Here is a 26,701-nt window from a genome sequence, read left to right as displayed (position 1 = left end):
CGGCGAGGAACCCCGCTCCTCATGCACGACACTTTGCTGCTCTTCGGCGCCACCGGCGATCTCGCGCAGCGCTACCTGTTCCCGTCCCTGCAACATCTGTTGCGTGACCGTCTGCTCCCCGCCACCTTCCGCGTGGTGGCGGTGGGCCGCAGCGACTACGACAACGACGGCTTCCGCGCCTGGCTGCGCGAACGCATCCAGAGCGACGACGATCGCGAAACGCGCGCGCTGGAAGACCTGCTCGGCCGCATCACCTACTACGCGCTCAATCTCAACGATCCCGACGCGATGGCGAAGACGCTGTCGCAATACGCCGACCGCCCGAGCGTCAGCTATCTCTCCACGCCACCCGACCTGTTCGCACCCGCCTGCCGCGGGTTGAAGGCGGCCGGACTGCTGGAAGGCGAATCGCGACTGGTGCTGGAAAAACCGATCGGCCGCGACCTCGCCTCGGCGCGCGAGATCAACACCACGCTCAAGTCGGCGCTCGACGAGAAACGCATCTTCCGCATCGATCATTACCTCGGCAAGGCGCCGGTGCAGAACCTGCTGGCGCTGCGCTTCGGCAATACGCTGATGGAAGCGGTGTGGCAGCATCGCTGGATCGAATCCGTCGACATCCTGGTCGCGGAAACCGCCGGCGTCGACGGCCGCGAAGGCTACTACGCCAACTACGGCGCGCTGCGCGACATGGTGCAGAACCACATGCTGCAGCTACTGGCCCTGATCGCGATGGAGCCGCCGGCCGCGCTCGATGCCGACAGTGTCCGCGACGAGAAGACCAAGGTGTTGCGCGCGCTGCGTCCGATGAGCGCCGCCGACGCCGCCATCGACAGCGTGCGCGGCCGTTACAGCGCCGGCGTGGTCGATGGCGAGGCCGTCAAGGGCTTCACCCACGACAGCGACGTCGAAACCTTCGTCGCCCTGCGCGCCTGGATCGACAACTGGCGCTGGGCCGGCGTGCCGTTCCGCCTGGTCACCGGCAAGCGCATGCCCTCGCGCACGACCGAAGTGCTGGTGACGTTCAAGCCGACTTCGCACTGGGTGTTCGAACGCCCAAGCAAGAAGCGCGCACGCTCCAACCGCCTGCGCATGCGCCTGCAGCCGGAGGAGACGATCGAACTCGGCCTGATGGGCAGCCTGGCCGCGCCGGAATGGGGCGCGACCGAACTGCAGCCGATGTCGCTCGACCTCAGCATGTCGCCCACCCCGCATCGCCGCATCGCCTACGAACGGTTGATGGTGGACGCGCTCAAGGGCGATCAGACGCTGTTCGTGCGCGACGACGAAGTCGAAGCCGCATGGCGCTGGATCGACAGCATCAGCGACGCCTGGCGCAACGCCTCCACGCCGGCGCAGGAATATCCCGCCGGTTCGTGGGGACCGTCGGCCGCCTCCAGTTTCCTGCCCGCGACGCTGTCCGGAAACGGACACAGGAAAAAGGCGACATGAGCGTTGGCACGAATGGTTCGGGGCGCCGCACCCTGCTGGCCGACATCGGCGGAACCAACGCCCGCTTCGCGCTGGCCGATCCCGACGCACCGCTGCCGTTGCTCACCGACACCGTGCAGAAGTACGCGGTCACCGACTTCCCGTCGCTCGGCGATGCCGCGCAGCATTACCTTGAGCAGACGGGGGTTGCTTCGCAGAGCGGCGTCGAGATCAAGCAAGGCGTGTTTGCGATCGCGGGACGTGTCGAAGGCGACATTGGACGCATCACCAACCACCCGTGGGTGATCTCGAAATCACGTACCTGCGAGACGCTTCATTTTGACCACCTCGAATTGGTCAACGACTTCGCCGCGCAATCGATGTCGATCGTGCTGCTGCAGGCCGATGACGTCGTGCCGGTCGGCGGCGTCGGCTGGCGCCCCGATTCCGAGCCGCGCGATCGCGTCTACGCGGTGATCGGCCCAGGCACCGGACTCGGCGTCGGTGTCCTGGTCGTGCGCGGCGGAGAACACTGGCCAATCGAGACTGAAGGTGGCCACGTCAGCTTCCCGCCGGGGACGCCCGAGGAGATCGCCATCCTCGAACGCCTGTCGGCGCAATTCGGCCGCGTTTCCAACGAGCGCCTGATCTGCGGGCCCGGATTGGTGAACATCCATCGCGCACTGTCCGAAATCGCCCGCACCGATCCCGGCCCGATGACGCCGGAAGACATCACCGCGCGCGCAGCCCAGGGCGATCTGCTCTGCATGCGCAGCATCGACGTGTTCTGCGCCGTGTTCGGTGCGATCGCCGGCGATCTCGTGCTGACGACCGGCGCCTGGGACGGTGTTTTCCTCACCGGTGGGCTGGTGCCGCGCGTGCTCGACGCCCTGCGCCGTTCCGGCTTCCGCCAGCGTTTCGAACACAAAGGGCGCTTTTCCTCGAACATGGCGCGCATTCCTTCGCTCGCCGTGCTGCATCCGCATGCCGGATTGCTGGGGACGGCGGCGATCGCGCGCCGCATCGCCAAATCGCAATGAACACGAAGGATCCCCACATCGAATCCTTGAACGGCGATCCGCGCGTGCGTTTCCTCGCCTACGACACCGTCGAACAATGGGCCGCGGCCAGCGCAGCGACGCTGACGGCTGAACTGCAGCGCAAATTGCAACAGCAGCCGCGCGTGCGGTTGCTGCTGTCCGGCGGCAGAACGCCCGCTCCCGCATACGAACTCCTCGCGCGCGAGCCGCTTGACTGGCAGCGGGTCGACGTCGGCCTTGTCGACGAGCGCTGGCTGCAGCCCGACGATCCGGACAGCAACGCCCGCTACGTGCGCGAATCGCTGCTGCGGGACAAGGCCGCCGCCGCGCGCTTCGAAACCATGACATCGCCGGGGCGCGACATCGACGACGTGATCGCCGCCGCCAATCTGCATGCGAAACAGCCGGCGGATATCGTGACGCTCGGCATGGGTGAGGACGGTCACACTGCTTCTCTCTTTCCCGGCATGCGCGGATTGGCGCAGGCATTGGCCTCTCCGCAGGCCTACATCGCCGTCGATGCGACCGGTTGCCCGGTCGCCGGCGCCTGGAACCGCCGCATCAGCCTCACGCCCGCCGGACTGCAACCTGCCAGCACGCGATTGCTGCTGATCCGCGGCGAATCCAAACGCAAGATCTTCGAACGGGCGTCGCAAGGCGACGACCCGATGGAATTGCCGATACGCGTTGCATTCACCACACCAGGCGCATCATTGCTGGTGCATTGGTGTCCGTGACTTCCTCGCGGGAATACTAGCTCCCGCCGCGCTAACCCCACCAAAGCCTCATCGCCGCCGCCCATGAGCCTCCATCCCCGCATCGCCGCCGTCACCGACCGCATCCGCAAGCGCAGCGCCCCCTCGCGCGCGGCGTATCTCGCCGGCATCGACGCGGCCCATCGAGAAGGCCCGACGCGCACGCGGCTGTCCTGCGGCAATCTAGCGCACGGCTTCGCCGCGTGCGGACCGACCGACAAGGGCCGCCTGCGCGCGGATGTCACGCCCAACCTCGGCATCGTCAACGCGTACAACGACATGCTCTCGGCGCATCAGCCGTTCGAGACGTATCCGGCGGTGATTCGCGAGATCGCACGGGAACTGGGCGCCACCGCGCAAGTCGCCGGCGGCGTCCCGGCGATGTGCGACGGCGTGACCCAGGGCCGCGCCGGCATGGAGCTGTCACTGTTCTCGCGCGACGCGATCGCGCAGGCGACTGCGATCTCGCTCTCGCATGACATGTTCGACAGCGCCCTCTACCTTGGCGTCTGCGACAAGATCGTACCCGGCCTGCTGATCGGCGCCCTCGCCTTCGGTCATCTGCCCGCCATCTTCGTGCCCGCCGGACCCATGACGCCCGGCATCCCCAACAAGAAGAAAGCGGAAGTGCGCGAGCGCTACGCCGCCGGCGAAGCCACGCGCGAGGAATTGCTCGAGGCCGAATCCGCCTCGTATCACGCACCCGGCACCTGCACCTTCTACGGCACCGCCAATTCCAATCAGGTGCTGCTCGAAGCGATGGGCGTGCAACTGCCCGGCTCTTCCTTCGTCAATCCCGGCACGCCGCTGCGCGATGCATTGACGCGCGCGGCCACCGAGCGCGCGCTGCGCATCACCGCCCTCGGCGCGGACTATCGGCCGTTCGGGCGCCTGATCGACGAGCGCGCCATCGTCAACGCCCTCTCCGCGTTGATGGCGACCGGCGGCTCCACCAATCACACGATCCACTGGGTCGCGGTCGCACGCGCGGCCGGCATCGTGCTGACATGGGACGACATCGACGTAATCTCGCAGACCGTGCCGTTGCTGGCGCGCGTCTACCCCAACGGCGACGCCGATGTGAATCGCTTCGCCGCCGCTGGCGGCATCCCGTTCGTGTTTCGCGAACTGCTCGATGCCGGCCTGATGCACGAGGACATCGCGACCGTCGTACCCGGCGGCATGCGTGCGTACTGCGACGAACCGCGGCTGCAGGACGGAACGCTCGCCTACTCGCCCGGCATCGCCGACAGCGCCGACGAAAACGTCGTGCGGCCAGCCACCAATGCGTTCGAAGCACAGGGTGGACTGCGGCTGCTGCGTGGCAACCTCGGACGTTCGCTGATCAAGCTCTCGGCGGTGAAGCCCGAATTCCGCACGATCGAAGCGCCCGCAGTGGTCGTCGATACGCCTCAGGCCTTGAACAAGCTGCACGCCGCTGGCGGCCTGCCGCAGGATTTCGTCGCCGTGGTGCGCTACCAGGGCCCGCGCGCCAACGGCATGCCGGAGTTGCATTCGCTGGCGCCGCTGCTCGGCATGCTGCAGAACCAGGGCCGCCGCGTCGCGCTCGTCACCGACGGCCGTCTGTCCGGCGCTTCCGGCAAGATTCCCGCCGCGATCCATCTCACGCCCGAGGCCGCGCGCGAAGGCCCCATCGGCAAGCTGCGAGAAGGCGACATCATCCGCCTGGACGGCGAAGCCGGCGTGCTCGAAGCCCTGGTCGATGCCGACGAGTGGAATGCACGCACACTCGCGCCCAATACCACGCCGCATGCACAGGACCTCGGACGCAATCTCTTCGCGTACAACCGCGCCATGGTCGGTCCGGCCGATCGCGGCGCGCTGTCGATCTCCTGCGGCCCGCCGTCAGCCGACGGCAGCGTGTGGGAATACGACGCGGAATACGAACTTGGACACGATGCAGCCGCTGCTGAAGCGCCGCATGAAGCCAAGGATGCCTGACGCATCCCTGCAACCATTCGCGCCATCGCGCGCGAATCCACTCCCTCATAGTCTCCTTACTCACGATGACCATCGAACAAACGCAGCAGAAGGCCGAAACACTGCTCCGTGCCGCCGGCATTCTTCCCGTCGTGACCGTCGACAGCATCGACCAGGCCAAGCATCTGGCCGATGCGCTGTTGACCGGCGGCTTGACCAGCATCGAACTCACCCTGCGCACGCCCGTGGCGATCGATGCGCTGGCGGCGCTGAAGAAAGCGCTTCCCGATATCGTCATCGGTGCGGGCACCGTGCTCACGGCCGATCAGATCCGCGCTTCCATCGATGCGGGTGCGGATTTCCTGGTCACGCCCGGAACGCCGCCGGCCCTGGCCGATGCGCTTGCGCAAGCCTCGATTCCGGCCGTGCCGGGCGGCGCCACTCCCACCGAGTTCCTCTCCCTGATGGCGCGCGGGTTCCGCGTCTGCAAGCTGTTCCCCGCCAGCGCCGTGGGTGGGCTCACCATGCTGAAAGGCCTCGCCGGACCGCTCGCCGATCTGAAGCTCTGCCCGACCGGCGGCATCAGCGAGGACAATGCCGCGGAATTCCTCGCGCAGCCGAACGTCGTCTGCATCGGCGGTTCATGGATGGTGCCCAAGGCCTGGCTCGATGCCGGCCAGTGGGACAAGGTTCGCGAAAGCGCGGCACGCGCCGCCGTCATCATCAAGAACGCGGCCGGTTGAGCCTGCTTCCGCAGCTCAACCTTTATTTTCAGGGACGCCGCGCGTGAACCGGACGGCATAGCCATCCCCGTGCCAGACCCGCGCCTGCAACGCGAACCAGATCACCAGCAACAACCCGAGCTGCCACTCCAGCGCATTCTCGACGCGATCATGCGCCGCATCGCTCAGCACGAAGGTCGACGCGACGCTGACGACACCGAGCGCCAGCATGACCACACAAACCGATGTCATGCCAATGGATAGACGGCGCGGCAATCGCCCCTGCCGCATCGCCAGATGCATGAATCCCAACTGCGCCAGGAAACCGAAGCCGAAGAAGACGGTCACGCCGTAGCGACGCAGGAAACGATAGGTCTCGCCCTCAGTGCCCAGAAACGTGGCATAGATCGCGAGCGCGAATGCGGACACGAGGCCCAGTACCAGAAAAGTCCTTCCACCCGCCCCGCCTTCGGGCGTGCGCAGCCATTCGCGCGCCGACCACCAGTTCACTCCTGCCAGCAAGGCGCACGGCAACACCATCAGGCGGAATAGATGATTGCCCAATCCATGACGCGCGGCGCGGCTGATCGAAGTGCAGCCTTCCAGATACGGCACGCAAAACGGGATGTAGCCCGCCTGCACCGAAACCCACCATGCCAGATGCACGGCGACCATCAGGATGAGGGCGACGGCAAACGGTAGCGGCCAGAGCGGGACGATGCGCGGGCTCATCGGCGCAAGATAGCGCATTCGGCGTCGCCCCCCCCGGACAGGGCCTATCCGAATGCTCAAAGCACCGCATCCTGCCATGGTCGCGACCGATCCCGTTCCTGTGCTCCGGCGGGCAACAAGCACACCAGCGAGAGCACAAAAGCGGCCCAGCCCTCATCGGCCCGCTTTCAGAGCAGGCTCAACATCATTTGCCCGCGATCTTCACTGTGGCGGGCAATGCGTGGATTCGCAGCTCACCGCCTTGCCACGCCACGGGCTTGCCGTTGATCGTGGCGTCTCCAGGTGTTCCGGCATAGGGCCACGGCAATACCAGGCCGCCTTGCGGGAGGCGCAGACCGTCGCCGACCTCCAGCACCACTCCGCCATTGCTGTTCCTGCGCAATGAATAATTCAGCTGCCCTTGCGCCGTGCGCAGGCCGTGCACCTCGATGCCGCGACCGTCGAGCCAATCGGCTGGAACACCAGCCGCCAGCACGATGCTGTCGTCCACTTCACGCGTGTAAGCAAACAGCTCCAACGCCGACCGCACAAAATCTGACGCCACCCAGGCATGTGGCAGATCACCCACGAAAAATGGTTTGCGCGGCGTATGCGATACCACTTCCGCCCATTGGTTCCAGGCCTGCGGCGCACGATCCTTGAAGAAGAATTCAATCGCCTCCCACGCGCGCTCACGCCAGCCCAGGCGCACGAAAGCGGCGACATTGCGCCACTCGTATGGCGTGTAGGCATCCCACTCCCGCTTGCCATCCCGGCGCTGGACGAATTCACGCCAATAGCGCTCGAAACCGTTCCGCAGCAAGTCCCCAGGCAGCCTGCCCTGTTCGCCACCAGGCGCCAGTGCGATCGTGGTCGAGGTTGGATCGAAGTCGCCGAGTTCCGCAGCGCCCGGAAGATAATCGATCTTGTGCAGCTTCGCCGCCGCTTGCAGAGATGCGTACAAATCGTCTCGGAACTGATCCCTCGATGCCCCGAAGCGTTTCGCATCTTCCGGTTTGTCCAGCCATTCCGCGATCGCGACGGCATCCTTGTAGCCACGCAGCGCCCAGAAATTGTCCCAGTACGAATGCATCGGCTTGGCTGAATAACCTTCGTGGCTGATCGACACCGGCATCATGCCGTAGAACGCGGGATTCCTGACCCGATTCGCCTCGGTACGCTCACTCAGGCGCAGCTTCTCCATGTAGTCGAAAGCGCCGACCACGTGCGGCCACATCTTTTGCAGGAACGCCTTGTCACCGTCATAACGATAAAGTTCGGCGATATTGAAGATCAGCTCGCCGTGGCTATCGTTTTCCGGCACCGGATCGCTGCCGCGAGAATCGACGCAACATGGCACCATGCCATCCTTGAACTGGAACGGCGCATACCAGTCGACGTAGTCGCGCACCACGTCTTCCCGCCCCATGCGCAGGAGACCTTCCGAAATCATCGCTCCGTCGCGAATCCAGCTACGCGCATATGAGCGTGTTCCGGGCTGCAAACGTGGCCCGATGCGGGAGATAAGCATATGCGCGGTCGCGGTACGCAAAGTATCGACAAGATCCTGCCCTTGCATGGGCACCTGAATCTGAACGCGATCGAGCTTTCCGTGCCATTGCGCGGCAACGTCGGCCAAGGCATGGGCAGTATCGAAATGCGAGACATCCGGGAAATCGCCGGTCAGCGGCGCCACCCACGAGAACTCGCGGCTTTCGCCGGGCGCCAGTTGCAGCTCGTATACCCATGCGCCGGATGCAAGCCTCGTTGGATCCTTGACGGCGGAGGAAGCTCGCGGATATTCCTCGATCAAACGCTCCACGGCGATTCCTTCGTCGAACGTCTGCGAAAAATGCGCATCCGCACTCTGCAACGCACGTGCGCGGATCTTTCCGTCGATTTCCACCGACCGCTCCCCGACATGCAGCGTCGTGATCGGACTGAAACCACCAATGGTATTGAGGAACTGACTAGGCGGATTCACCTGCAACGGGCGCACAGCCAAAGCCAATGCAATCTTGCGCGACTGCGAAGCCGTGTTGGTCAGCTTGTATCGAGCCACCAGCTGCGAGCTGGCGTCGCTTCCTTGCACGAACGCCGTCGTTTCAAGTGTGAAGCCTGCATGTTTCCAGGTTACGGCAGGAATCGGCAGATAGCCATCGCGCAGCGACTGGGATGTCTCCACGTCATTCCACGTCACGAGCTTGCCAGCATCGAGCACGAACGGTTCGATGCTGAAGCCCCCTTTTCCGATTTCGATCGCGCCATCCTCGCCGATCAATCCCTGTTCAAGGCCGCCATCGATGCCAACGATCGTCCAATAAGGCTGTTCGCCACTGAAGCCTCGCGGATACCAGCCACGCGGCGCATTCGCGGCAACCGATTTGATGAAATCATTCGGCGTCGCCGCATATGACAAGGGCTGCACGGCGATTTCTGACAGCGCCGCCTCACGTCCCGCCGCAGGCTCCAAGGCAAGACGCAGATAGCGGGCTTCGGACTCCGGCAACGCAATATCGTCACGCCCACCATTGCTTCGACGCACCTCGCGTACCTCACGCCAGTGCTTTGCGTCGTCCGAAACCGCTACCCGGTAGTCCGGAACAAATGTCCCGGACGCCCAGTTCAACACCAGCCCGCCGAATTCGCGCGGACGCCCCAGATCAAGGATCAAGGTAGCATTCTCGTTCAACGCGACCTGCCAGGCCGTGTCCGGCTTGCCGTCGATCGTGTTTCCGGCACTTGCCGCGGAAGCCGTGGCGGTCACCTCGCCACGCAACGGGGAATCGTCCTGCTTTGGCAATGACTCCATTTCCAGATCGTCGAAGCAGACCGCACCTTTTCCGCCAGAACTGTTGTAGATCGTGAATTCAAGCTTGGTGCTTCGCCTCAAGACACGATCCGGGTCCGGCCCCCAGGCCTTGTCGATGTGCCGCTTCTTGTAACGAATCTCGGTCCATTGCTTCGGGAATTCGTACTTCGGCCGATTGACCCACCAGACATTGTCTCCACTGGCATCGATGAACTTCGTTTGCAGGTCGTTCGCTGGCGAATCGCCGCGAAACTGGAATGAGAACGCGTAATTTTCCGGATAGTCGATCGCCAGGTCGCGTTGGATGCCCGCATAGCCGGAGACGCCATTGAAATCGTAGTCCAGGCAGAGGGCTTCGCCCTGGACGCCTTCCACCTTTCTCAGGGTCGCCGCGACCTGGTTCGAAGTCACCACACGCCATGCAGACGCGTCATCAAAAGCGTCGAGCTGGCGTTTGTTGATCGCCTCCTGGGCATGGGTAGCCCCAACAGACAGAATCAATGCAATGAAAGATACGGTTCTCAGCATAAGTTTCTTGTGTGTTGATGCGACATGCTTTCTGCGCTCCCTGGCGTCGCAATACGCGCTACAGACCGTCCAGCCCGGCCATCCATGACCCGGCGTTCAGGGCCGCGACCGATGCCGATAGGACATCGACCAAGCGCGGCCCCTCACCCTTTCACGCTTCCAAGCAGGAGCCCTTGGATGTAATGCCGTTGCAGCACCAGGAACAACAGCAGCACGGGCACGATCGTGACCACCGACCCCGCCATCATCAATTCGTTGTCCTGCACGTGCTCGCGCGAGAGCGAGGCCAGCGCCACCGGCAATGTCTGCAGGTCCTGATTGCTGAGCACGATCAGCGGCCACATGAAATCGTTCCATGCGCCGAGGAAGCTGAAGATCGCCAAAGTCACCAGGATCGGCTTCAGCACAGGCAAGACGATCTGGAAGAAGATGCGAAACTCGCCTGCGCCGTCGATACGGGCCGCTTCCAGCAACTCGTCGGGAATCGAGCGCGCATACTGCCTCACCAGAAATATGCCGAAGATCGCGGCCATGCCGGGAATGATCGCGCCCGCATAGGTATTCACCAGCCCCATCGTCTTCAACAACAGGAACAAGGGCATCATCGAAACTTGCGCCGGAATCACCAGCGCCGCGAGCAATGCGCGGAACGTCCCCTCCCGTCCCGCGAACTTCAGCTTGGCGAAGGCATATCCCGCCATGGTATTGAACAGCAGTGACAGCAACGTCACGCAAGTCGCAACCAGGAAACTGTTGGCCAGATAACGTCCCATGCCGGCCTTGGCGAACAGTTCGCGATAGTTGTGCAGCGTGGGTTCCGCCGGCAGCAACGGCGGCGGGAAATGACCTGCCTCGCCCGTCTGCATGAACGAGACGGACAACATCCACAACAACGGCGCGAGACTGAACACGGCCAGCGCGATCAGCAATCCATTGATGACAGTCGTGGCAAAGCGATGGTTCATTTCACTCCGCCCCTTTGCGTCGTGCAAACCAGAACAGACCGCTCGACACCGCCGTCATCAGCGCGAACAGCAGGAACGCCACGGCGGAGGCATTACCGAGGTTCCACCATTTGAAGCCTTCCTCATACATTAGATACAGCACGCTCTTGGTGCTTTCCAGCGGCCCGCCCTGCGTCATCACGTAGGGCTCGGCGAACAGTTGGAAGTAACCGGCCATGGTGAGGATGCTGACCAGCAGCAGGATCGGCCCCAGCATCGGCAGCGTGACATACCGGAATTGTTGCGGCCCCGAAGCGCCGTCGATACGTGCGGCCTCGTACAGATCTTCTGGGATCGCCTGCAAGCCGGCCAGGAAGATGATCATGTTGTAACCGAAGTTCTTCCACACCGCGAAGACGATGATCGCGGGCATCGCCCAGTCCGGATCGCCCAACCAGTCGATCGGATCGATCCCGACCAGCGACAAGCCATAGTTGATCAGCCCGTAGCGGGTATGAAACAGGTAACGCCAGATCACCGCCACCGCCACTACCGTGGTCACGACAGGTGCGAAATAAGCCGTCCGGAAAAAACTCTTGAAGCGTCCTAGCCTGGAATGCAGCAGCAATGCCGCCCCCAGCGAGGCCGCGATCGAGAGAGGCACCCCGACAACGACGAAGTACAAGGTGTTGCCAAGGGTTTTCCAGAACAGCGGGTTTCTCAGCAGGCCGAGATAATTGTCGAAGGCAACGAATCGCAGGTTATGGATATCCGCCAGCGCGTAGATGTCGAAGTCGGTGAGGCTCAAACCCAGCGCCGCGATCACCGGCAGGAAGAAGAAGACGCTGATCACGAGCAGCGCCGGAGCAGCGAATATCCAGCCAGCGACGCCCGACTTCATGGCTGCGCTCCCGCCGTGACGCGATGCGCCAGCATCCAGCGTCGTTTCTCCAGAATCTTGTCCGCGCGCCGGTCCAGCTCCGCCGCCGCTTCATCGACCGTCAGACGATCGTTGGCCAGCTGCTCGCCGATCACGCGCAACTCGGTGGCAATCCGCTCCCATTCCGGCACCTTCGGTGTCGGCCGCGCACGCTCGAGCTGGATGCGATAAGCACGCGCATACGGATCGTCCGCCAGCGACTTCGCATCCCACGGCGAACGCCTCGATGGCAGATTGCCGGTAACGCCATGGAATTTCACCTGCACTTCCGGCCTCGACAGATAAGCGATCAGCTTCCATGCTGCAGCCTTGTGCCTGGACGTGCGGAACACGACGAAGCTGGTGCCACCGGCTACAGAAGCACCCGGCCCGTCCGGGCCTGGCAATGGCATCGTCATCCACGATTTCGCCAACTCTGGCGGCAATCGCTTCTTGAACTCGGCGATGTTCCACGGTCCATTGATGTAGAAGGTGTAGTAACCGTTGCCGAATTCATCCCAGACGTTCGAGATCGCGGTGTTGGCGACCTTCGGCGCCCAGTCGTTATCGAATATTTCCTTGTAGAACGTCAGGGTCCGTTTGAAGCCGGCGCTACGGAAATTTCCGTAACGCCCACCGTCGCGCAGGAGCGGCTCCTCCTGCTGGATCGCAAGATTCAACAAGGGCTCATACTCGTTGAGCGGGAGCAGGATCGCATAACGCTTCGGCCCAACCATACGCTTGATCGCCGCCAGCGCTGTGCTCCACTCACCCCAGTTCGCCGGCGGCTTGGCGATCCCCGCTTCACGCAGGAGATCGGTTCGATAAAACGGCAAGCGCGTTTCCACGTACCAGGGGACCGCGTATGTCTTCCCATCGATTACGCCGCTGCCCCAGGCGCTCGGATAGAAATCGTTGACGTCGAAGCCTGCGGTCGCCTTGATTTCGGCGTCCAGGGGTTCCAGCGCATCGAGCTCCGCAAACTCCGGGATCCAGGTGTTTCCGATAGGAGTCACATCCGGCAGCGAATCCCCCGCGAACGCGGTCAACAGTTTCTCGTGAGCAGACAACACCGGCATCTGCTGCAATTGCACGTCGATCTCCGGATGCAGGCGCTCGAATTCGCGCACGATCGGCACGATCGCCTCGCCTTCATACCCCATCACCCAGAACTTCACGACTTCGCGGCCCTGGTCATTCCGGCCGCAAGCGGACACCGCCAGAAGCACGCCACACAGCAACAGTCCGCGCGCCATGCGTGCGATCACGGACGATCGACGTGCGCCCTTCGCGCCCATCAGGAGCCTATTTCGATTCCGCCACGGGTTTTCCGCGGCTTTCGGATTGCTTGTCAGGTTTTGGAGCCGCCTTTGCGCCATCGCCCTGCTTGGCGTCGGCAGCCTTGCCTGCCTCGGCCTTCTTCTCGACTTCATCGAGCCAACCGCCGGTGAACCCCGCGCGCTTCAGGCCTTCACGGATGTACGGGCTTTTCCTCATCCGCTCCCAGACGAAGTTGTTCCGGTAATTGGCGATCATTGTCAGGATCGGCCCCTGATCGATACCGATGTAATCGCTCGCCACCCATCCCTTGTCGGGCACCAGACGTCCGGTCTTCAGCGGGATGTCGTAATTGAAACTGGGATTGAAGGCATCCAGGAACCCGTAGCTGGAATACAAGAAATCGCCATAGCGTTCATGCATCGCCTGGGTGGCGGGGATCACGATTTCGGGCGCAAAGACCAGTGAACTGATCGCGGCGGTGGGCGCGATCGTGCCATCGTCGAAGGCATCACGAAGTCCCGCCCCACGCGCACTGTAGTGGCGGAATTCGCGCTGCTCGCCGTTGTATTCCTGCATTGTTCGCTGCGGACCGTCACTGGCGGTCAGGCCCCATACGTCCTCGCCGTAGTCCTTCCATCGCAGTGGATTCTCGATCGCGTACGTGCGCTGGGCGTAGGTCGCGCGCCGGCTGTTCTCGAAATAGTCCATGTCGCGCGCACGCGTGTAGTCGTCGCGGATGCCGCGCAGGTCAAGCCACACCTGCGTGTATTGATGCCAGAACTGCGGCGCATAGCTGATGTACACCTCGCCCTCGAACTGACCCCAACAGTGGTCATAATCGGCTGTCCAAGCCGGCCAGGCCTCCGCGCCGATCGGATGCGTGGGCGAACCGAGCGCGAGGATGTACACCATCATCGCCTCGCTGCAGCCGTTCCAGTCATGGCTGATGAAGCCGTTTTCCGGGTACCAACCCATCGAGATCAGCGGCGGGCGCTTCTGCAGCCAGGGCCACTCGACGCGCTTGTACAACATGTCAGCGAGTTCCCGGATCTCCTTCTCGCTGGCATTGTCCTGATCGTAATACTGCTGCGTGAACAGCACGCCCATCATCAGCAGACCGGTGTCCACGCTCGACAGCTCCACCCAGGGCGCGCGGCGCGTACCGTCCTGCATGTCGAGGAAGTGGTAGTAGAAACCTTTGTAACCGGTGCGGCCTTCCTTCTGCGGGCCCATCTTGGCATCGCGGAAGAAACGCAGCGTCACCAGCGTGCGATCAACCGCCTGCCGACGGCTGATCCAACCATTCTCGACACCGATCGGATACGCCGTCAGCGCGAATCCGATCGAAGCGATGCTGGCGAACGGGCGCGACGGGAAGCGATCCGGCGTCATTCCGTTGGCCTCGTTCGTCGTATCCCAGAAGAACTGGAAGGTACGCCGCTCGATGTCCTTGAACAGCGGCGGTAGCGGTGGCGGCCCTTTCGGCGCTTCCGGTTGCGTGGTCTGCGGCGAAGAGCTCACCTCCTCCGACGCGGACTTGTCCGGTGCTTTCGAAGATGAAGATGATGAGGATGATGAAGGCGGGCTGGGCGCGCCCTCCTCCCGTTTTTCGCATCCGGCAAGCAACACCACCGCCAGCACGCACAAGACCTGGATGTAGCGGAAGCTGCAAGAACGCATCGCGGGAAAAATCCTCTCATGTCACGGGAACGAGGCCGCCCGCTACCGGGCGGCCTCCGGGGGTCACCAGCTCAGGCCGAACGATAGCTTGAAGGTACGTGGCAGGTCGGCAAGGATCTGTTTGTTGCTGCGATTGCCAAAATTCTCATTCGTATCCTTGTTGCCGGCATCGAAATTGACGTAGCTGTGGTCGTTGGTGACATTGAAGACGTCACCACGCACTCGCAGCTTCATGTTTTCACTCATCTTCCACTCTTTCTGCACCGCAATGTCCAACTGGCGCTGGCGGGCATCATCGAAGTAATACGTGTCGAAGAACCCGGCGCCGCACCCGGGCGCGCCTTCTGGGGTTCGCGAGCAGTTCAAGCCATCCTTGCCTGGAGGAGTGGCAAGCGTCAGCTTCGCCGAGAACTGCACCCCCCAATACTCGGCGATGCCCGTAGCCACCAGCCTATGTTTGGAGATCCCTACCGACCTGACGAAGGCAACATCATCGAGATTGGGATAATCGAACGAATAATGCTCATCATTGGCAGCCGCATTACCTCGATTTTCCTTGGAATCACTATAGGTATAGGCAACGGTCACGCCCCAAGGCGACTCGCGAGTGAGGGGTTTCTCCAGCGACACGAGCAACTGACCGATCCGCGTTTCGACGGAGTTGTTCGCCAGGATCAGGTTCCCGTATCCAGGCAACGCAAATCCCCAAGGCGCATTTCCGAACGACGCTCCCGCAGGATAGAACGATCCATCCTCCCTCCGGTTGCCGAGCGTAAAGAGGATCCCATCATGGCTCTCGATGTACGCCAGCGCCACGGACGAATTCCAATCATTGCCAAACAGCTTGAAGGAATTACGCATACCCAAGCTGAATTGATCCGAATACGGCACCTTGAGATCGTTTTTGATCATATCGACCTCACCGCCGGTCCGCGTCGGCCCAGCGATCTGCGAGTAGAGATAATCGCGATTGTAGAGCGCCGGATCAAAGGCAAAGCAATTACCGGTACCGACGGTACACGGGTGATTGGGCGTATTGAACTGGAATGTATAGCTCGGGAAAGCGCCTTTCGAGCGTTCGAGCGCCAAATAATCGAACACGTTGCGATCGTAGGCGCGTCCCGCACCACCAAAGATGACATGGCGCTGATCGCCAAACAGATCATAGGAAAAACCTATGCGCGGCTGCCAGGCATCCTTGAACGGCTTCCGGTTGTGCCCGTTGCTAATGTAATCCTCGATGTCGTAACCGACATTCGGATGCAGGTTCTTGTTGATGTTGTCCCAGCTTCGCAAGGCCGCCACTACATCTGGAGGCGTCACGTAATCCTCGAAACTGGATGAGGTCTCGTAGTCATAGCGGAGACCGATATTCAACATCAGCTTGTCTGTGACTTCCCAGTCGTCCTGGATGTAGATGCCGTACTGCTTGTTCTTGGATTCGATATTGCGGCTTCCGGAGTAGTCCGGCGCGAACTGCACTTCATAGGGAATGAAGTCCGCGAGCGCAGTATTGCCGGCCGCCAGGTTCGCCTGCAGGTCGTAGCGGAACGTGGGATTGTAAGGCTGCTGTTCGAAAGCATTGAGCGTGACCTGCTTGTATTTCACGCCCATCTTGATGGTGTGCCTCTCCCAGCCAGTGAAGGTCAGGTCGTTCTGGAACCCGACGCCCCGCTGCCCCTTGTCCTGATAGTCGGCACCGCCGCCCAGCTTGAGATAGGTTCCCACCCGCCGCGGTTCCACACCCTGGGTCCAGCCTACAATCTCCTTGCCGATATCAGTGCCGACCGCACGAGGATTGAAAGCTTCGTCCTCATAGGTGATATGGGCATCGTTGAGCCAGTTCTCGCCGCTGTACTGGTAGCGCAGATCGAAACGATCGCTGTCGTTGTTCTTGGCCTTTCCGAAGCTCGGCGTATTCGGCCCGTTGCCGACATCCGTGATCTCCTGCTCCTCCCGGCGCTTCATGGACAGCTCGACCAAATGGGCGTCGCCCGCCTGCCAGGTCAGCTTGCCGAACCACAAGTCCTCGTTGAACGGAACCGAGGTCGAACCCATGTAACTAGCGAGTTCCGGAGTGAGATCTCCCAACGAGGAAGCGACGGCGTCCTCGGCATGCACCAGACGCGGGCGAGTGAAATCCTTGCCTTCGTAGGTTACGAAGAAGAACAACTTATCCTTAATGATTGGGCCACCGAGTGCCGCGCCATACTGTTTTTCGATGGATTTGGTCTTGGCTCCCTCTTCCTCCTCGACAGGCGTTGCAGAACGCCAATCGCGCACCTTGTTGATATCCATGAAGACATCACCGTGAAACTCATTGGTGCCGGATTTTGTCACCGCCGTCACCGCAGCACTGCTGATCTGGTCGTATTCGGCTTTGTAGTTGGAAGTGATGACTTTGTATTCACCGATCGCCAACTGCGGAAACGGATTGCCCGCGCTATCGTTCTGTCCGCCGATACCGCCCGCCAACGTATAGCCCTTCTGCCCAACACCATCAATGTAGACATTCACGCCATTGGCGCTTTGGGAACCACTGCGAAGTTTGCTGGTACCGCCAACACTCGTTTCGAACACCATGCCCGGCACGGTATCCGCGAACGCGAGGAAGTTGCGCGAGGATTGAGGCAACGCCTGAATCTGCCGCTGCGTCACATAAGTCGCGACTTCCGAGGTCTTGGTCTCCACCGCCGCCGTCGCGGTGACGCTGACGGTTTCTAGGTTGGTGGCTTCGCCGGTCGGCGCCGTTTCAGCCACACCGCCAACGCCGAGGTTCAAGGTTGCGGTCTGGCCGACCTGCACTGTGATGTTTTGAGTGCTCGTCTTGCCGTTGGCGGTGACATCGACACGATAGGTGCCAGGCGGCAGGCCGCCGAGAAAGTAACCGCCGTTCGCCGCCGACTGCACTTTGCGCGTCAGCCCGGTGGCGGTGTTGGTGGCGGTCACCGTGGCGCCCGAGGCGGGCGCCGAATCGGCCGACACTTGGCCGCGAATCGTGGCGCCGGTCGACTGCGCCAACGCATGCGGCGCGGAGATCAGCATGCAGCTCGCGAGCGCGCAAGCCAACAAGCTTCGATTGGTTCGATACTGCGTCTGTCGCTTGAACTTCATCACTTCTCCCCTCCCAGGGCAGTCGAAATGGAACCCTTGACGGCGTCCCCCTGTTTTTAGTTTTTGGTTTGCCTCGATCTCACGCGGTGGAGGCGCGCACCATGAGCTGCGGAACCAGCGGCGCGGCGTCTTCTCGTGGACGTCCTTCCTGCGCGGGTTCCGCATTGGCCGTGTCCAGCAGCAGCCGCAATGCGCGGCCGCCGAGTTCGGCGATGTCGACCCGCATCGTGGTCAGCGATGGATGCACGTATCGCGCCAGCGGGATGTCGTCGAAGCCGGCGATGCGGATATCGCGCGGCACCTGCACGCCGGCCTGCGTCAATGCGAACAGGCAGCCGAGCGCCATCATGTCGTTGGCGGCGAAGACCGCATCGGGACGCGCATCCGTCGCGAGCAGCTCACCGCCGGCGCGGTGGCCGGACGCTTCGTCGAAGTCACCGGGCAGAATCCAGGGCTTGGCATCCGGCAGGCGTTCGGCGAGCGCGTCGCGGTAGCCACGCAGACGCTCGCGGGCATCGAAGTTGTCTTCCGGGCCGGCGATGAAGGCGATGCGGCGATGCCCGGCATCGAGCAGGTGCCGCATCATGGCGCGGGCGCCGCCGTAGTTGTCCACGCGCAAGGACGGCTTGCCGTCCTCGGGCACGTCGCTGTTCATCAACACGACCGGCATCGCCGGGCTGAGGTTCTGTTCCAGGAATTCGCTGCCGCCCACGAACGGGGACATCAGCAGCAGGCCGTCCACGCGTCCGCGCATGGCGCGCAAGGCCTCGCCCTGCTCTTCGGGATTGCCGTGATAGCTCGAGACCAGCAGATGCAGGCGGCGTTCGCGGGCAACCTGATCGATGCCGCGCATCAGTTCGGAGAAGAACTCGCCGTACAGGTCCGGCAACACCACGCCGATGGTGTGGGTGCGGCGGCTGCTCAGGCTGCGGGCCGCGTGGTGCGGGCTGTAGCGCAACTGGTTGGCGACGTGAAGGACGCGTTCACGCACCGCTTTGGCAACATTCTCGTGCCCATTCAGCGCCCGCGAGACGGTGGCGACGGACACGTTGGCCTGCCTGGCGACGTCTTTGATGGTTACGGCCACGCCTTCTCCCGGGTCGTTGCCCTGTTCGGGCATTTCCGGGAATGTAAACGTTTACAAAGAAGGATGTAAAGCCGACCGTAACGAAACCGTGTAGCCGGTGGCGAAACCTGCGCAAAACGGACCGATTCGAACCTGAATTGCTGCGACGCAGCAAGATTCTGCGCTGCCGGTCACATTATTGGGGGGCAAAACGCCGTCCTCTAGTCCTCGGCGCGAATCGACAGTGCGTGGATATCGGTCGTCATCAGGTCACCCAACGCGGCATAGACGGCACGATGCCGGGCCAGTGGCGTCATGCCCGCGAACGCTTTGCTGACAATGCGGACATCAAAATGTCCTCGCCCGTCACGCGCGCCGGCATGACCGGCATGGCGATGGCTGTCGTCGCGGATCTCCAGTTCGCTGGGGGTGAATGCGGCCTCCAGGGCGTCGCGGATGGCGGCGACTCGGGCTTCCTTGGGCAAACTCATGGCAGCACCGGCCGGAACGGACGCACCTCGACACGGCCGTACACCCCGGCCTCCACATAGGGATCGGCATCGGCCCAGGCCCGTGCTTCCTCCAGCGAGGCGAACTCGGCGATGACGATGCTGCCACTGAATCCGGCCTGCCCCGGGTCCTCGGCATCGATCGCCGGGCAAGGTCCAGCCAACAGCAACCGCCCGGCATCGCGCAACGCGTGCAAGCGCGCCAGATGCTGCGGTCGCGCCTGCAGGCGCCGGCCGAGCACGTCGGCATCGTCATATCCCTCGATCGCGTACCACATCGGCATCAATGTATCCGTCAGAACGAAGCCGCAATTGTAAGCCGCCTGCGGTTCAGCCCCCGGGCTGGACACTGGTGCGGCCAAACCGTAACCTAAAGCCCAGTTCCGTGGCCGGAACGCAGCGGCCCGTCGCCGCAGACGTCGACAGTCTTCTGAGACCAGCGCGTTCGCTGCCCCCGCCCGGCCCGCCGACGATCCCTCCGCTGTCCTTCGCCGCACTCCCGATGCGGTGTCGCACATGCGGCGCTCGGCAAACACCTGCTTCGACCTTGGGGCCTGTATCAACCCGGCTTGCATCAATCACGGCTGCTTCGATATTGGGCACCCGCCTCGCTTCCATGCTGCAAACCGGCCACGGTCCGCCGTGCGCCAACACCAATAAGGCAATCGCCTGTGGCCCGGAGGGGGCCGCGAATCGCATGACCGAAGACAACGCGCCCGAAGCGCAACCGCAAAACCAGGCGTCTCCTGCCCAACAGCAGCATGCCCCCCAGCAGCAGGAAATGCCGCTGGCCGTGGTGCATGGCCAGGCCGTGTTGCAGATTCCGCAGGACCTGTACATCCCGCCGGACGCGCTCGAGGTCATCCTCGACGCCTTCGAAGGGCCACTCGACCTGTTGCTGTACCTGATCCGCCGCCAGAACCTCGACATCCTCGACATCCCGGTCGCCGAGATCACCCGGCAGTACGTCGAGTACATCGAGGTGATGCAGGAGATGCGCTTCGAACTGGCCGCCGAGTACCTGGTGATGGCGGCGATCCTGGCCGAGATCAAATCGCGCATGCTGCTGCCGCGGCCGCCGAGCGAGGAAGGCCTGGAAGACGACCCGCGCGCCGACCTGGTCCGCCGCCTGCAGGAATACGAACGCTTCAAGCAGGCCGCCGAGGACCTCGACGCCCTGCCCCGCCAGGACCGCGACACCACACCGGCACAGGCCTTCGTGCCGGACCGTGCCTCGGTCAAGCTGCCGCCGCCGGTGGACCTGCGCGAGATGCTGATGGCCCTGCACGACGTGCTCAAGCGCGCCGAGCTGTTCACCGGCCACGCCATCAAGCGCGACGCCCTCAGCGTCCGTCAGCGCATGGGCGAAGTGTTGTCGCGGCTGGGCGACGGCAAGTTCCATCGCTTCGAATCGCTGTTCGAGGCGCGCGAAGGCAAGCTGGGCGTGCTGGTCACGTTCCTGTCGATCCTCGAACTGGCCAAGGAGCGCCTGCTCGACATCGTGCAGGAGGCCCCTCTCGCGCCGATCTACATCAAGTCGTTGGCGACCCGCGAGGGCGACGCCGCCGAGCTGGAGCTGTCGAGCGAGTTCGACGACGAAGACGCCGCGGCCAATGACGACGCGCAGGCATAACCCGCCTTCCCCCCACCCGCTCTCCCGTCCCGCGGGAGCGGAACCAAAGATGCAACGCGCTTGAACGAATCCCCAATCCCGAATCCCGAATCACGGCTTTCAATGGATCAACAACTCATCAAACGCATCGTCGAAGCCGCCCTGCTTGCGGCCAACCAGCCGCTGACGCTGGTGCAGCTGCAGGGACTGTTCCCCCTCGACGAGCCGGCGCCGGACGGCGCGATCGCGCAGGCACTGGAAACACTGCAGGCCGAATCCGCCGAGCGCGGCGTGGAGCTGGTCGAGCTGGCATCCGGCTGGCGCTTCCAGGTTCAGGCCGACGTGCATCCCTGGGTGGCGCGGCTGTGGAGCGAGCGCCAGACCAAGTACACGCGCGCCACGCTGGAAACCCTCGCCCTGATCGCCTACCGCCAGCCGATCACGCGCGGCGAGATCGAACAGGTGCGCGGCGTCGCCACCAACAGCAACATCATCAAGGCGCTGGAAGAGCGCGAGTGGATCCGCGTGGTCGGCCATCGCGACATCCCGGGCCGCCCGGAACTGCTCGGCACCACCAAGGGCTTCCTCGACTACTTCGGCCTGAAGCGCCTGGACGAACTGCCGCCGCTGTCGGAACTGAAGGATTTCGGCGAACTCGATCCGCAGTTCTCCTTCGACGGCAAGGCTGACGGCAAGACCGGCGAGACATCCGGCGAGGCCGCGATGCCGATTGGCGACATCGCCGTCGACGGTGACGCGGAAGGAGCGGAAGGCGATTCCGAAGCAGCGGAAGACACCAACGCCGAAACACGCGTCGACGAAGAAGCCGATCACATCGTCGGCGCCGAAATTGTTGAAGACATCGCCGACGAAATCTCTGATAAGAACATCACTGATAAGAACATCACTGATGACAGCATCATTGATGACAGCAACGACGACGACACCACCGACGAGGCCGATCACGACGACCTCGAAACCCAGCCCGAGGAGGCCATTGGGCTCCTCGACGACAACGAATCAGACGAACACGCCCTCGCCGATGAAGGCGACAGCTCCCGGAGTACAACATGAGTGACACCCCCAGCCGCACGCTTTCCCTCAAGCGCGGCAACAACGAAACCACCACGACCGAGGCCCCGCGCCTCGAAGAACGCCTGCACAAGGTGCTGGCGCAGGCCGGCCTCGGCTCGCGCCGCGCACTCGAACAGCGCATCGCCGACGGCCTGATCAAGGTCAACGGCGAGGTCGCGCAGACCGGCATGAGCATCCGCGGCGGCGATCGCGTCGAACTCGACGGCAAGATCTTCGTCGCCAGCGCCCTCACCGATCCGGCGCGCGTGCTGATCTACAACAAGCCGGAAGGCGAAGTCACCACGCGTGAAGACCCCGAAGGCCGTCCCACCATCTTCGATTCCCTGCCCGCGCTGAAGGGCGCGCGCTGGATCGCCATCGGCCGCCTCGACATCAACACCACCGGCCTGCTGCTGCTCACCACCGACGGCGAGCTGGCCAACGCGATGATGCATCCCTCCTTCGAAGTCGAGCGCGAGTACGTGTGCCGCGTGCGCGCGCCGGAAGGCGAAGAAAGCGTGTCCGACAAGATCGTCGACCGCCTGAGCCGCGGCGTCGCGCTCGAGGACGGTCCCGCCAAGTTCGACGAGATCGAGCGCATCGGCGGCACCGACTCGCACGACTGGTTCCGCGTGCTGCTCAAGGAAGGCCGCAACCGCGAAGTGCGGCGCCTGTGGGAATCGCAGGGCTGCCAGGTGAGCCGCCTCAAGCGCATCCGCTACGGTTCGGTGTCGCTGCCGCAGCCGCTGCTGCGCGGCCAGTCGCAGGAACTGCCGGACGCGCAGGTGGAAGCGCTGCGTCGCGAACTCAAGCTCGAGGAAGGCCCGCCGCCCGCGCTCACGCTGCAGCCGGTGATCGGCCAGCGCAAGGCCACCAAATCGACCGTGCAAGTATCCGGTGAAAGCCGCGGCAAGGCCTACGTCAACGGCCACAACACCGCCGACGAAGGTCGTGAGCTGCGCCGTTTCGATCACGTGCGCGAGGATCGCGGCCGTCGCGGCAACAAGAAGCCGCATGGCGGACTCACGGTGAGCGGCGAAGCCGCCGCCAAGCAGTCGCAGAAACCGTTCAAGCAGCGCAAGCAGAAAGGTCCGAAGCCGCTGCCGGAAGGCAATCCCGCCGCGTTCCGCACCTGGTACGTGCCCGAGGGCGTGGATACCGGTCCGGCCGGACATCGCAATGCCGGGCCGAAACATGCCAATAAAGGCGGCCCCTTCGGCAAGAAATTCGGCGGTCCGGGCCAAGGGCCGCGTCAAGGCCAGGGCCAGGGCCCGCGCCAAGGCGGCAACTTCGGCGAACGCGGCCCCGGACAAGGTCCGAAGCCCGCGCAGCGCGCATCGCGTCCCTACGGACATCCGGGCAATGCGCCGAACTTCCCTTCCGATCACGCCACGCCCGGCGGCTTCAATCCCTACGATCGTCCGCGTGGCCCGCGACCGGGCGGCAATAATCGTCCGAATGGTCCGCGCGGCCCCCGCCCCGGCGGCGGCAAGGGCTTCAAAGGCCCCGGCGGCTCGCGCGGTGGTGGTGGTGGCGGACATCATCACGGTGGCAATCGCTGAGCACATGCACCGCGCATGCCCTGAAAACAATCGGCACACAGGCACGCCATGAGCCTCGAAGGTGATGCGATCACGGCCCGGCTCCAGGCGCTGGCGCCGGAAGGCGTTCGCGACATGATTCCGCCGCCCTGCATCCTCGACATGCAGGGCGAGTTGGTCGAATACGTCGAAAATGTCAGCCTCAGCGTTCGTTTCCCGGTGCTGCCGCGCTACCGCAACCCGCTCGGCAACATGCAAGGTGGCTTCATCGTCGCTGCGCTCGACAACACGCTCGGCCCGCTGTCGTTTCTCGTGGCGCCGCCCAGCGCGACCAGCGCGCTCAACACGCAATACCTGCGTCCGGTCGGCGCCCAGGAAACATTGCTGATCTGCACCGCGCGCGTGCTCGAACGCACGCGCAACACGCTCTACCTCGCCGCGGAGGCACGTCTCGCGGACGGCAAGCTGGTGGCGATGTGCCAATCGACCAACCAGATTCTGCCCTTGCCTTCCGCCAAGGCCTGAAGCGGCGTCGGAATCAGGCGGTTCCCAGTTGCGTGATCGAGACCACGCGATCCAGCCACACATAATGCTCGCGTCGCGGATCGTAAGCGTCGTCCAACCTGACCAACGCATTGTGGCCTTCGTTGCCGTCGGCATCGCGGAACACCTGAATCGTGGGCAACGCCACCACCACGCCGCGAATGCGGCGACCGTCATCCAATTCCATCTCGACCACGGCTTCGTCCTTCAATGCGAAGGCGCGCTCCTCCAGCAACTCGATCATGCGCGGATCGGTATGCACGCGTTCGGCAATCTGGCCCATCGCGTTTCTCCGGCAGTGATGGATTCGATGCTACGCGCGAGCGCTTAACCGCTGGTGACAATGCTGTTAATCGCGTGAATCACGCCAGTGGCGTGACTTCTTCCTCGCTTCACACAATCGACATCGTCGCCACCCGTCGCGCCGCCAACATCACCGCATCATCGGCGGCGGAAACGTGAAGGCATGTCTTCCAGCGACACCTGGCAGTGGGACGTGGTGGTGGTCGGCGCCAGCTTCGCCGGCGCGGCCTGTGCACTTGCCGCGCGCAAGGCCGGCCTGCGCGTCTGCGTGATGGAGAGAAAACGCGATCCGGGACTGAAACTCCACACCACCGGCATTCTCGTCAAGGAAGCGGCGGAGGAGACGCTGCTCTCGCGCATTCCCACATCGCTCGTGCGGCGCGTCGAAGGCGTGCGGCTGTATGCGCCGAGCCTGCGCAGCCTGTCTCTGCAGGCGCCCGACTACTACTTCCTCACCACCGACACCGCGAACGTGATGCGGTGGCTGGCCGACGAGATGCAGCAGGCAGGTGTCGACTTGCGCCTGATGCAATCGTTCACCGATGCCGCGCCTGTCGCCGCGAATTCATCGGACACGGCGTCGAAGCACGGCTGGCAGATCGAAGGACTGGGGCGCGCGCGATGGTTGGTCGGTGCCGACGGTGCCAAGTCGCGTGTCGCCTCGCGCACCGGGCTCGGTCACGTGCGTGATTTCCTTTACGGCATCGAATACGAGTTCGAGAACGCCTGCCTGCGCGAACCCGATGCCCTGCACTGCTTCATCAGCAAGCGCTACGCACCCGGTTACATCGGCTGGGCCGCCCAGAACCCGACCAGCGTGCAGTTCGGCCTCGCCTTCCGGCATCGTCCTTCGCGCACTGGCGTGCCCGATATCGACGGATTGCTCGCGGAAGTCGGAGATCAACTGGGGATCGACAAGACCCTGCGTCCGAGCGCCACGCGCGCCGGCCTGATCCCTTGCGGCGGCGTGGTGACGCCGCTCGCCGCACCCGGCGTCATCCTCACGGGTGATGCCGCCGGCATCGTTTCACCGGTGACCGCAGGCGGCATCCATTCGGCGTGGCGGCATGGCTGGACGGTTGGCGAAGCGATCGCGAGATACATGCATGGCGATGAAACGCGACCGGAACAGATCGCCGTGCAAGCCGCTCCGCATTTCCGCAGCAAGCGATTGCTGCGGTGGGCGTATGACCGCTTCCAGATGGATTGGCCCTTCGATCTGCTACTGCATTCGCCGCCGCTGCGCTGGGCGGCGGAACAGGTGTACTTCCATAAGCGCGGGCTACGTAACCGGAACTAGCCAACACCCCGTCACTCCCGTGAAAGCCGGGATGACGGCATTCAAGCTTCCGGCCGTCCGCTCAATCCTTCAAGACAAAGCTGTCGCCATCCAGCATCGCCGGGAAACGCTCGCGATGCGCGGCAAGCTCGCTGGCAAGCAGCGTGGTGGTCACCACCACTTCCTCATCGGTGCATTCGCTCACCGGTTGACCAAGGAAGTCGATCACCGCGCTATCGCCGGAATAATGCAGACCGTTGCCATCGGTGCCGACGCGGTTCAGGCCCGCGACGTAGCACAGGTTCTCGATGGCGCGGGCACGCAACAGGGTTTTCCAGGCGTAGGCACGCGCAGACGGCCAATTGGCAACGTACAGCTGCAAATCGAAATCGAGACCGCCTTTGCGTTCCACGTCATAGCGATTGCGCGCGAACACCGGGAAACGCAGGTCGTAACAGACCTGCGGATTGATGCGCCACCCACGCCACTCCACCACCAGCCGGTCGCGACCGGCGGCGTAGCGTTCGTGCTCCTTGGCGTAACGGAACAGATGGCGCTTGTCGTAATGCTTCAGCGCGCCATCCGGCGTCGCCCACAACAATCGATTGAAGACACCGGCATCAGTGCGCAGCTGCACGCTGCCCGTGACCACCGCATCGAGCCGCTTGGCCTGTTCCAGGATCCAGGCCACGGTCGGCCCGTCCATGGTTTCGGCCTTGTCGATGGCATCGTTGGAGAAGCCGCTGGTGAAGGTTTCCGGCAGCAGCACGAGATCGGTCGTGCCGTGCAGGGGCGCGATCAGTTCGCCGTAGTAGTCGCGATTGCCAGCGGGATCGTGCCAGCGGGTCGCACCCTGGATCAGGGAAACGCGGAGATCATTCATGGCTGCACTCTAT

22 protein-coding genes are annotated in these 26,701 nt (G+C 63.3%); 10 read left to right on the top strand and 12 right to left on the bottom strand.

Translation table 11 applies throughout. The features are described from left to right. Positions 1 to 21 precede the first annotated feature (21 nt). The 5 genes from zwf to AC1RNP_RS06115 all read left to right on the top strand — a co-directional run bounded on the left by zwf (position 22) and on the right by AC1RNP_RS06115 (position 5,910). Entirely contained in the window at positions 22 to 1,452 is a 1,431-nt protein-coding gene (gene zwf, locus AC1RNP_RS06135; protein ID WP_493050379.1) for a glucose-6-phosphate dehydrogenase, read from the top strand. Beyond that, positions 1,449 to 2,471 (top strand): glucokinase, encoded by a 1,023-nt coding sequence (glk, locus tag AC1RNP_RS06130; RefSeq protein ID WP_493050378.1) that lies wholly within the window; start codon positions 1,449 to 1,451, stop codon positions 2,469 to 2,471. Before zwf ends, glk begins: the two co-directional genes overlap by 4 nt. After that, positions 2,468 to 3,208 carry a 6-phosphogluconolactonase gene (gene pgl / locus AC1RNP_RS06125; RefSeq protein ID WP_493050377.1) on the top strand — a complete coding sequence of 247 codons (741 nt, stop codon included), beginning with the start codon at positions 2,468 to 2,470 and terminating at the stop codon, positions 3,206 to 3,208. Before glk ends, pgl begins: the two co-directional genes overlap by 4 nt. Positions 3,209 to 3,271: 63 nt before the next feature. Continuing rightward, positions 3,272 to 5,188 (top strand): phosphogluconate dehydratase, encoded by a 1,917-nt coding sequence (gene edd / locus AC1RNP_RS06120; RefSeq protein WP_493050376.1) that lies wholly within the window; start codon positions 3,272 to 3,274, stop codon positions 5,186 to 5,188. 65 nt (positions 5,189 to 5,253) lie between these two features. Continuing rightward, positions 5,254 to 5,910 carry a bifunctional 4-hydroxy-2-oxoglutarate aldolase/2-dehydro-3-deoxy-phosphogluconate aldolase gene (locus AC1RNP_RS06115; protein WP_493050375.1) on the top strand — a complete coding sequence of 219 codons (657 nt, stop codon included), beginning with the start codon at positions 5,254 to 5,256 and terminating at the stop codon, positions 5,908 to 5,910. 15 nt (positions 5,911 to 5,925) lie between these two features. Here the strand turns inward: AC1RNP_RS06115 and AC1RNP_RS06110 are convergent, their stop codons facing one another. The 10 genes from AC1RNP_RS06110 to AC1RNP_RS06065 all read right to left on the bottom strand — a co-directional run bounded on the left by AC1RNP_RS06110 (position 5,926) and on the right by AC1RNP_RS06065 (position 19,731). Continuing rightward, positions 5,926 to 6,621 (bottom strand): hypothetical protein, encoded by a 696-nt coding sequence (locus AC1RNP_RS06110; protein ID WP_493050374.1) that lies wholly within the window; start codon positions 6,619 to 6,621, stop codon positions 5,926 to 5,928. A gap of 184 nt (positions 6,622 to 6,805) precedes the next feature. Further along, positions 6,806 to 9,940, bottom strand: coding sequence for a discoidin domain-containing protein (locus AC1RNP_RS06105; RefSeq protein WP_493050373.1), 3,135 nt, complete (start codon positions 9,938 to 9,940; stop codon positions 6,806 to 6,808). Positions 9,941 to 10,083: 143 nt separating this feature from the next. Then, positions 10,084 to 10,905 carry a carbohydrate ABC transporter permease gene (locus AC1RNP_RS06100; RefSeq protein ID WP_493050372.1) on the bottom strand — a complete coding sequence of 274 codons (822 nt, stop codon included), beginning with the start codon at positions 10,903 to 10,905 and terminating at the stop codon, positions 10,084 to 10,086. Between the two features lies 1 nt (position 10,906). Next, positions 10,907 to 11,785 (bottom strand): carbohydrate ABC transporter permease, encoded by an 879-nt coding sequence (locus tag AC1RNP_RS06095; RefSeq protein WP_493050371.1) that lies wholly within the window; start codon positions 11,783 to 11,785, stop codon positions 10,907 to 10,909. Next, the gene (locus AC1RNP_RS06090; RefSeq protein WP_493050669.1) at positions 11,782 to 13,059 is read right to left on the bottom strand and encodes a sugar ABC transporter substrate-binding protein; all 1,278 of its coding nucleotides are present in this window, start codon (positions 13,057 to 13,059) and stop codon (positions 11,782 to 11,784) included. The genes AC1RNP_RS06095 and AC1RNP_RS06090 overlap by 4 nt, the downstream gene beginning before the upstream one ends. A gap of 49 nt (positions 13,060 to 13,108) precedes the next feature. Further along, on the bottom strand, positions 13,109 to 14,764 hold the full coding sequence (locus AC1RNP_RS06085) for a glucoamylase family protein (RefSeq protein ID WP_493050370.1): 1,656 nt from the start codon (positions 14,762 to 14,764) through the stop codon (positions 13,109 to 13,111). A 63-nt stretch (positions 14,765 to 14,827) separates the two neighbouring features. Further along, positions 14,828 to 17,878: a TonB-dependent receptor gene (locus AC1RNP_RS06080; protein ID WP_493050369.1), complete on the bottom strand. Its 3,051-nt coding sequence runs from the start codon at positions 17,876 to 17,878 to the stop codon at positions 14,828 to 14,830. Between the two features lie 79 nt (positions 17,879 to 17,957). Beyond that, positions 17,958 to 18,998: a LacI family DNA-binding transcriptional regulator gene (locus AC1RNP_RS06075; protein WP_493050368.1), complete on the bottom strand. Its 1,041-nt coding sequence runs from the start codon at positions 18,996 to 18,998 to the stop codon at positions 17,958 to 17,960. A 167-nt stretch (positions 18,999 to 19,165) separates the two neighbouring features. Further along, complete coding sequence (locus AC1RNP_RS06070) at positions 19,166 to 19,435, bottom strand: BolA family protein (RefSeq protein ID WP_493050367.1); 270 nt, start codon at positions 19,433 to 19,435, stop codon at positions 19,166 to 19,168. Next, positions 19,432 to 19,731 carry a YciI family protein gene (locus AC1RNP_RS06065; RefSeq protein WP_226468631.1) on the bottom strand — a complete coding sequence of 100 codons (300 nt, stop codon included), beginning with the start codon at positions 19,729 to 19,731 and terminating at the stop codon, positions 19,432 to 19,434. Before AC1RNP_RS06065 ends, AC1RNP_RS06070 begins: the two co-directional genes overlap by 4 nt. Before the next feature lie 419 nt (positions 19,732 to 20,150). On the opposite strand from AC1RNP_RS06065, the gene AC1RNP_RS06060 reads away from it, so the two are divergent. The 4 genes from AC1RNP_RS06060 (at position 20,151) to AC1RNP_RS06045 (ending at position 24,205) form a co-directional block, all read left to right on the top strand. Further along, positions 20,151 to 21,086 (top strand): segregation and condensation protein A, encoded by a 936-nt coding sequence (locus AC1RNP_RS06060; RefSeq protein ID WP_493050366.1) that lies wholly within the window; start codon positions 20,151 to 20,153, stop codon positions 21,084 to 21,086. 102 nt (positions 21,087 to 21,188) lie between these two features. After that, positions 21,189 to 22,139 carry an SMC-Scp complex subunit ScpB gene (gene scpB / locus AC1RNP_RS06055; protein ID WP_493050365.1) on the top strand — a complete coding sequence of 317 codons (951 nt, stop codon included), beginning with the start codon at positions 21,189 to 21,191 and terminating at the stop codon, positions 22,137 to 22,139. After that, entirely contained in the window at positions 22,136 to 23,701 is a 1,566-nt protein-coding gene (locus AC1RNP_RS06050) for a pseudouridine synthase (RefSeq protein ID WP_493050364.1), read from the top strand. Before scpB ends, AC1RNP_RS06050 begins: the two co-directional genes overlap by 4 nt. A gap of 48 nt (positions 23,702 to 23,749) precedes the next feature. Continuing rightward, positions 23,750 to 24,205 (top strand): PaaI family thioesterase, encoded by a 456-nt coding sequence (locus AC1RNP_RS06045; RefSeq protein WP_493050363.1) that lies wholly within the window; start codon positions 23,750 to 23,752, stop codon positions 24,203 to 24,205. A gap of 13 nt (positions 24,206 to 24,218) precedes the next feature. Here AC1RNP_RS06045 and AC1RNP_RS06040 read toward each other — a convergent pair whose 3' ends face one another. Continuing rightward, complete coding sequence (locus AC1RNP_RS06040) at positions 24,219 to 24,506, bottom strand: DUF3247 family protein (RefSeq protein ID WP_493050362.1); 288 nt, start codon at positions 24,504 to 24,506, stop codon at positions 24,219 to 24,221. Positions 24,507 to 24,689: 183 nt separating this feature from the next. On the opposite strand from AC1RNP_RS06040, the gene AC1RNP_RS06035 reads away from it, so the two are divergent. Then, on the top strand, positions 24,690 to 25,826 hold the full coding sequence (locus tag AC1RNP_RS06035) for an NAD(P)/FAD-dependent oxidoreductase (RefSeq protein WP_493050361.1): 1,137 nt from the start codon (positions 24,690 to 24,692) through the stop codon (positions 25,824 to 25,826). Between the two features lie 61 nt (positions 25,827 to 25,887). Here the strand turns inward: AC1RNP_RS06035 and AC1RNP_RS06030 are convergent, their stop codons facing one another. After that, entirely contained in the window at positions 25,888 to 26,688 is an 801-nt protein-coding gene (locus tag AC1RNP_RS06030; protein WP_493050360.1) for an amidohydrolase, read from the bottom strand. Positions 26,689 to 26,701: the final 13 nt, after the last annotated feature.

Source organism: Luteimonas sp. GW821-FHT14E02 (assembly GCF_058803905.1).
This window is presented reverse-complemented; position numbering and strand designations above follow the sequence as displayed.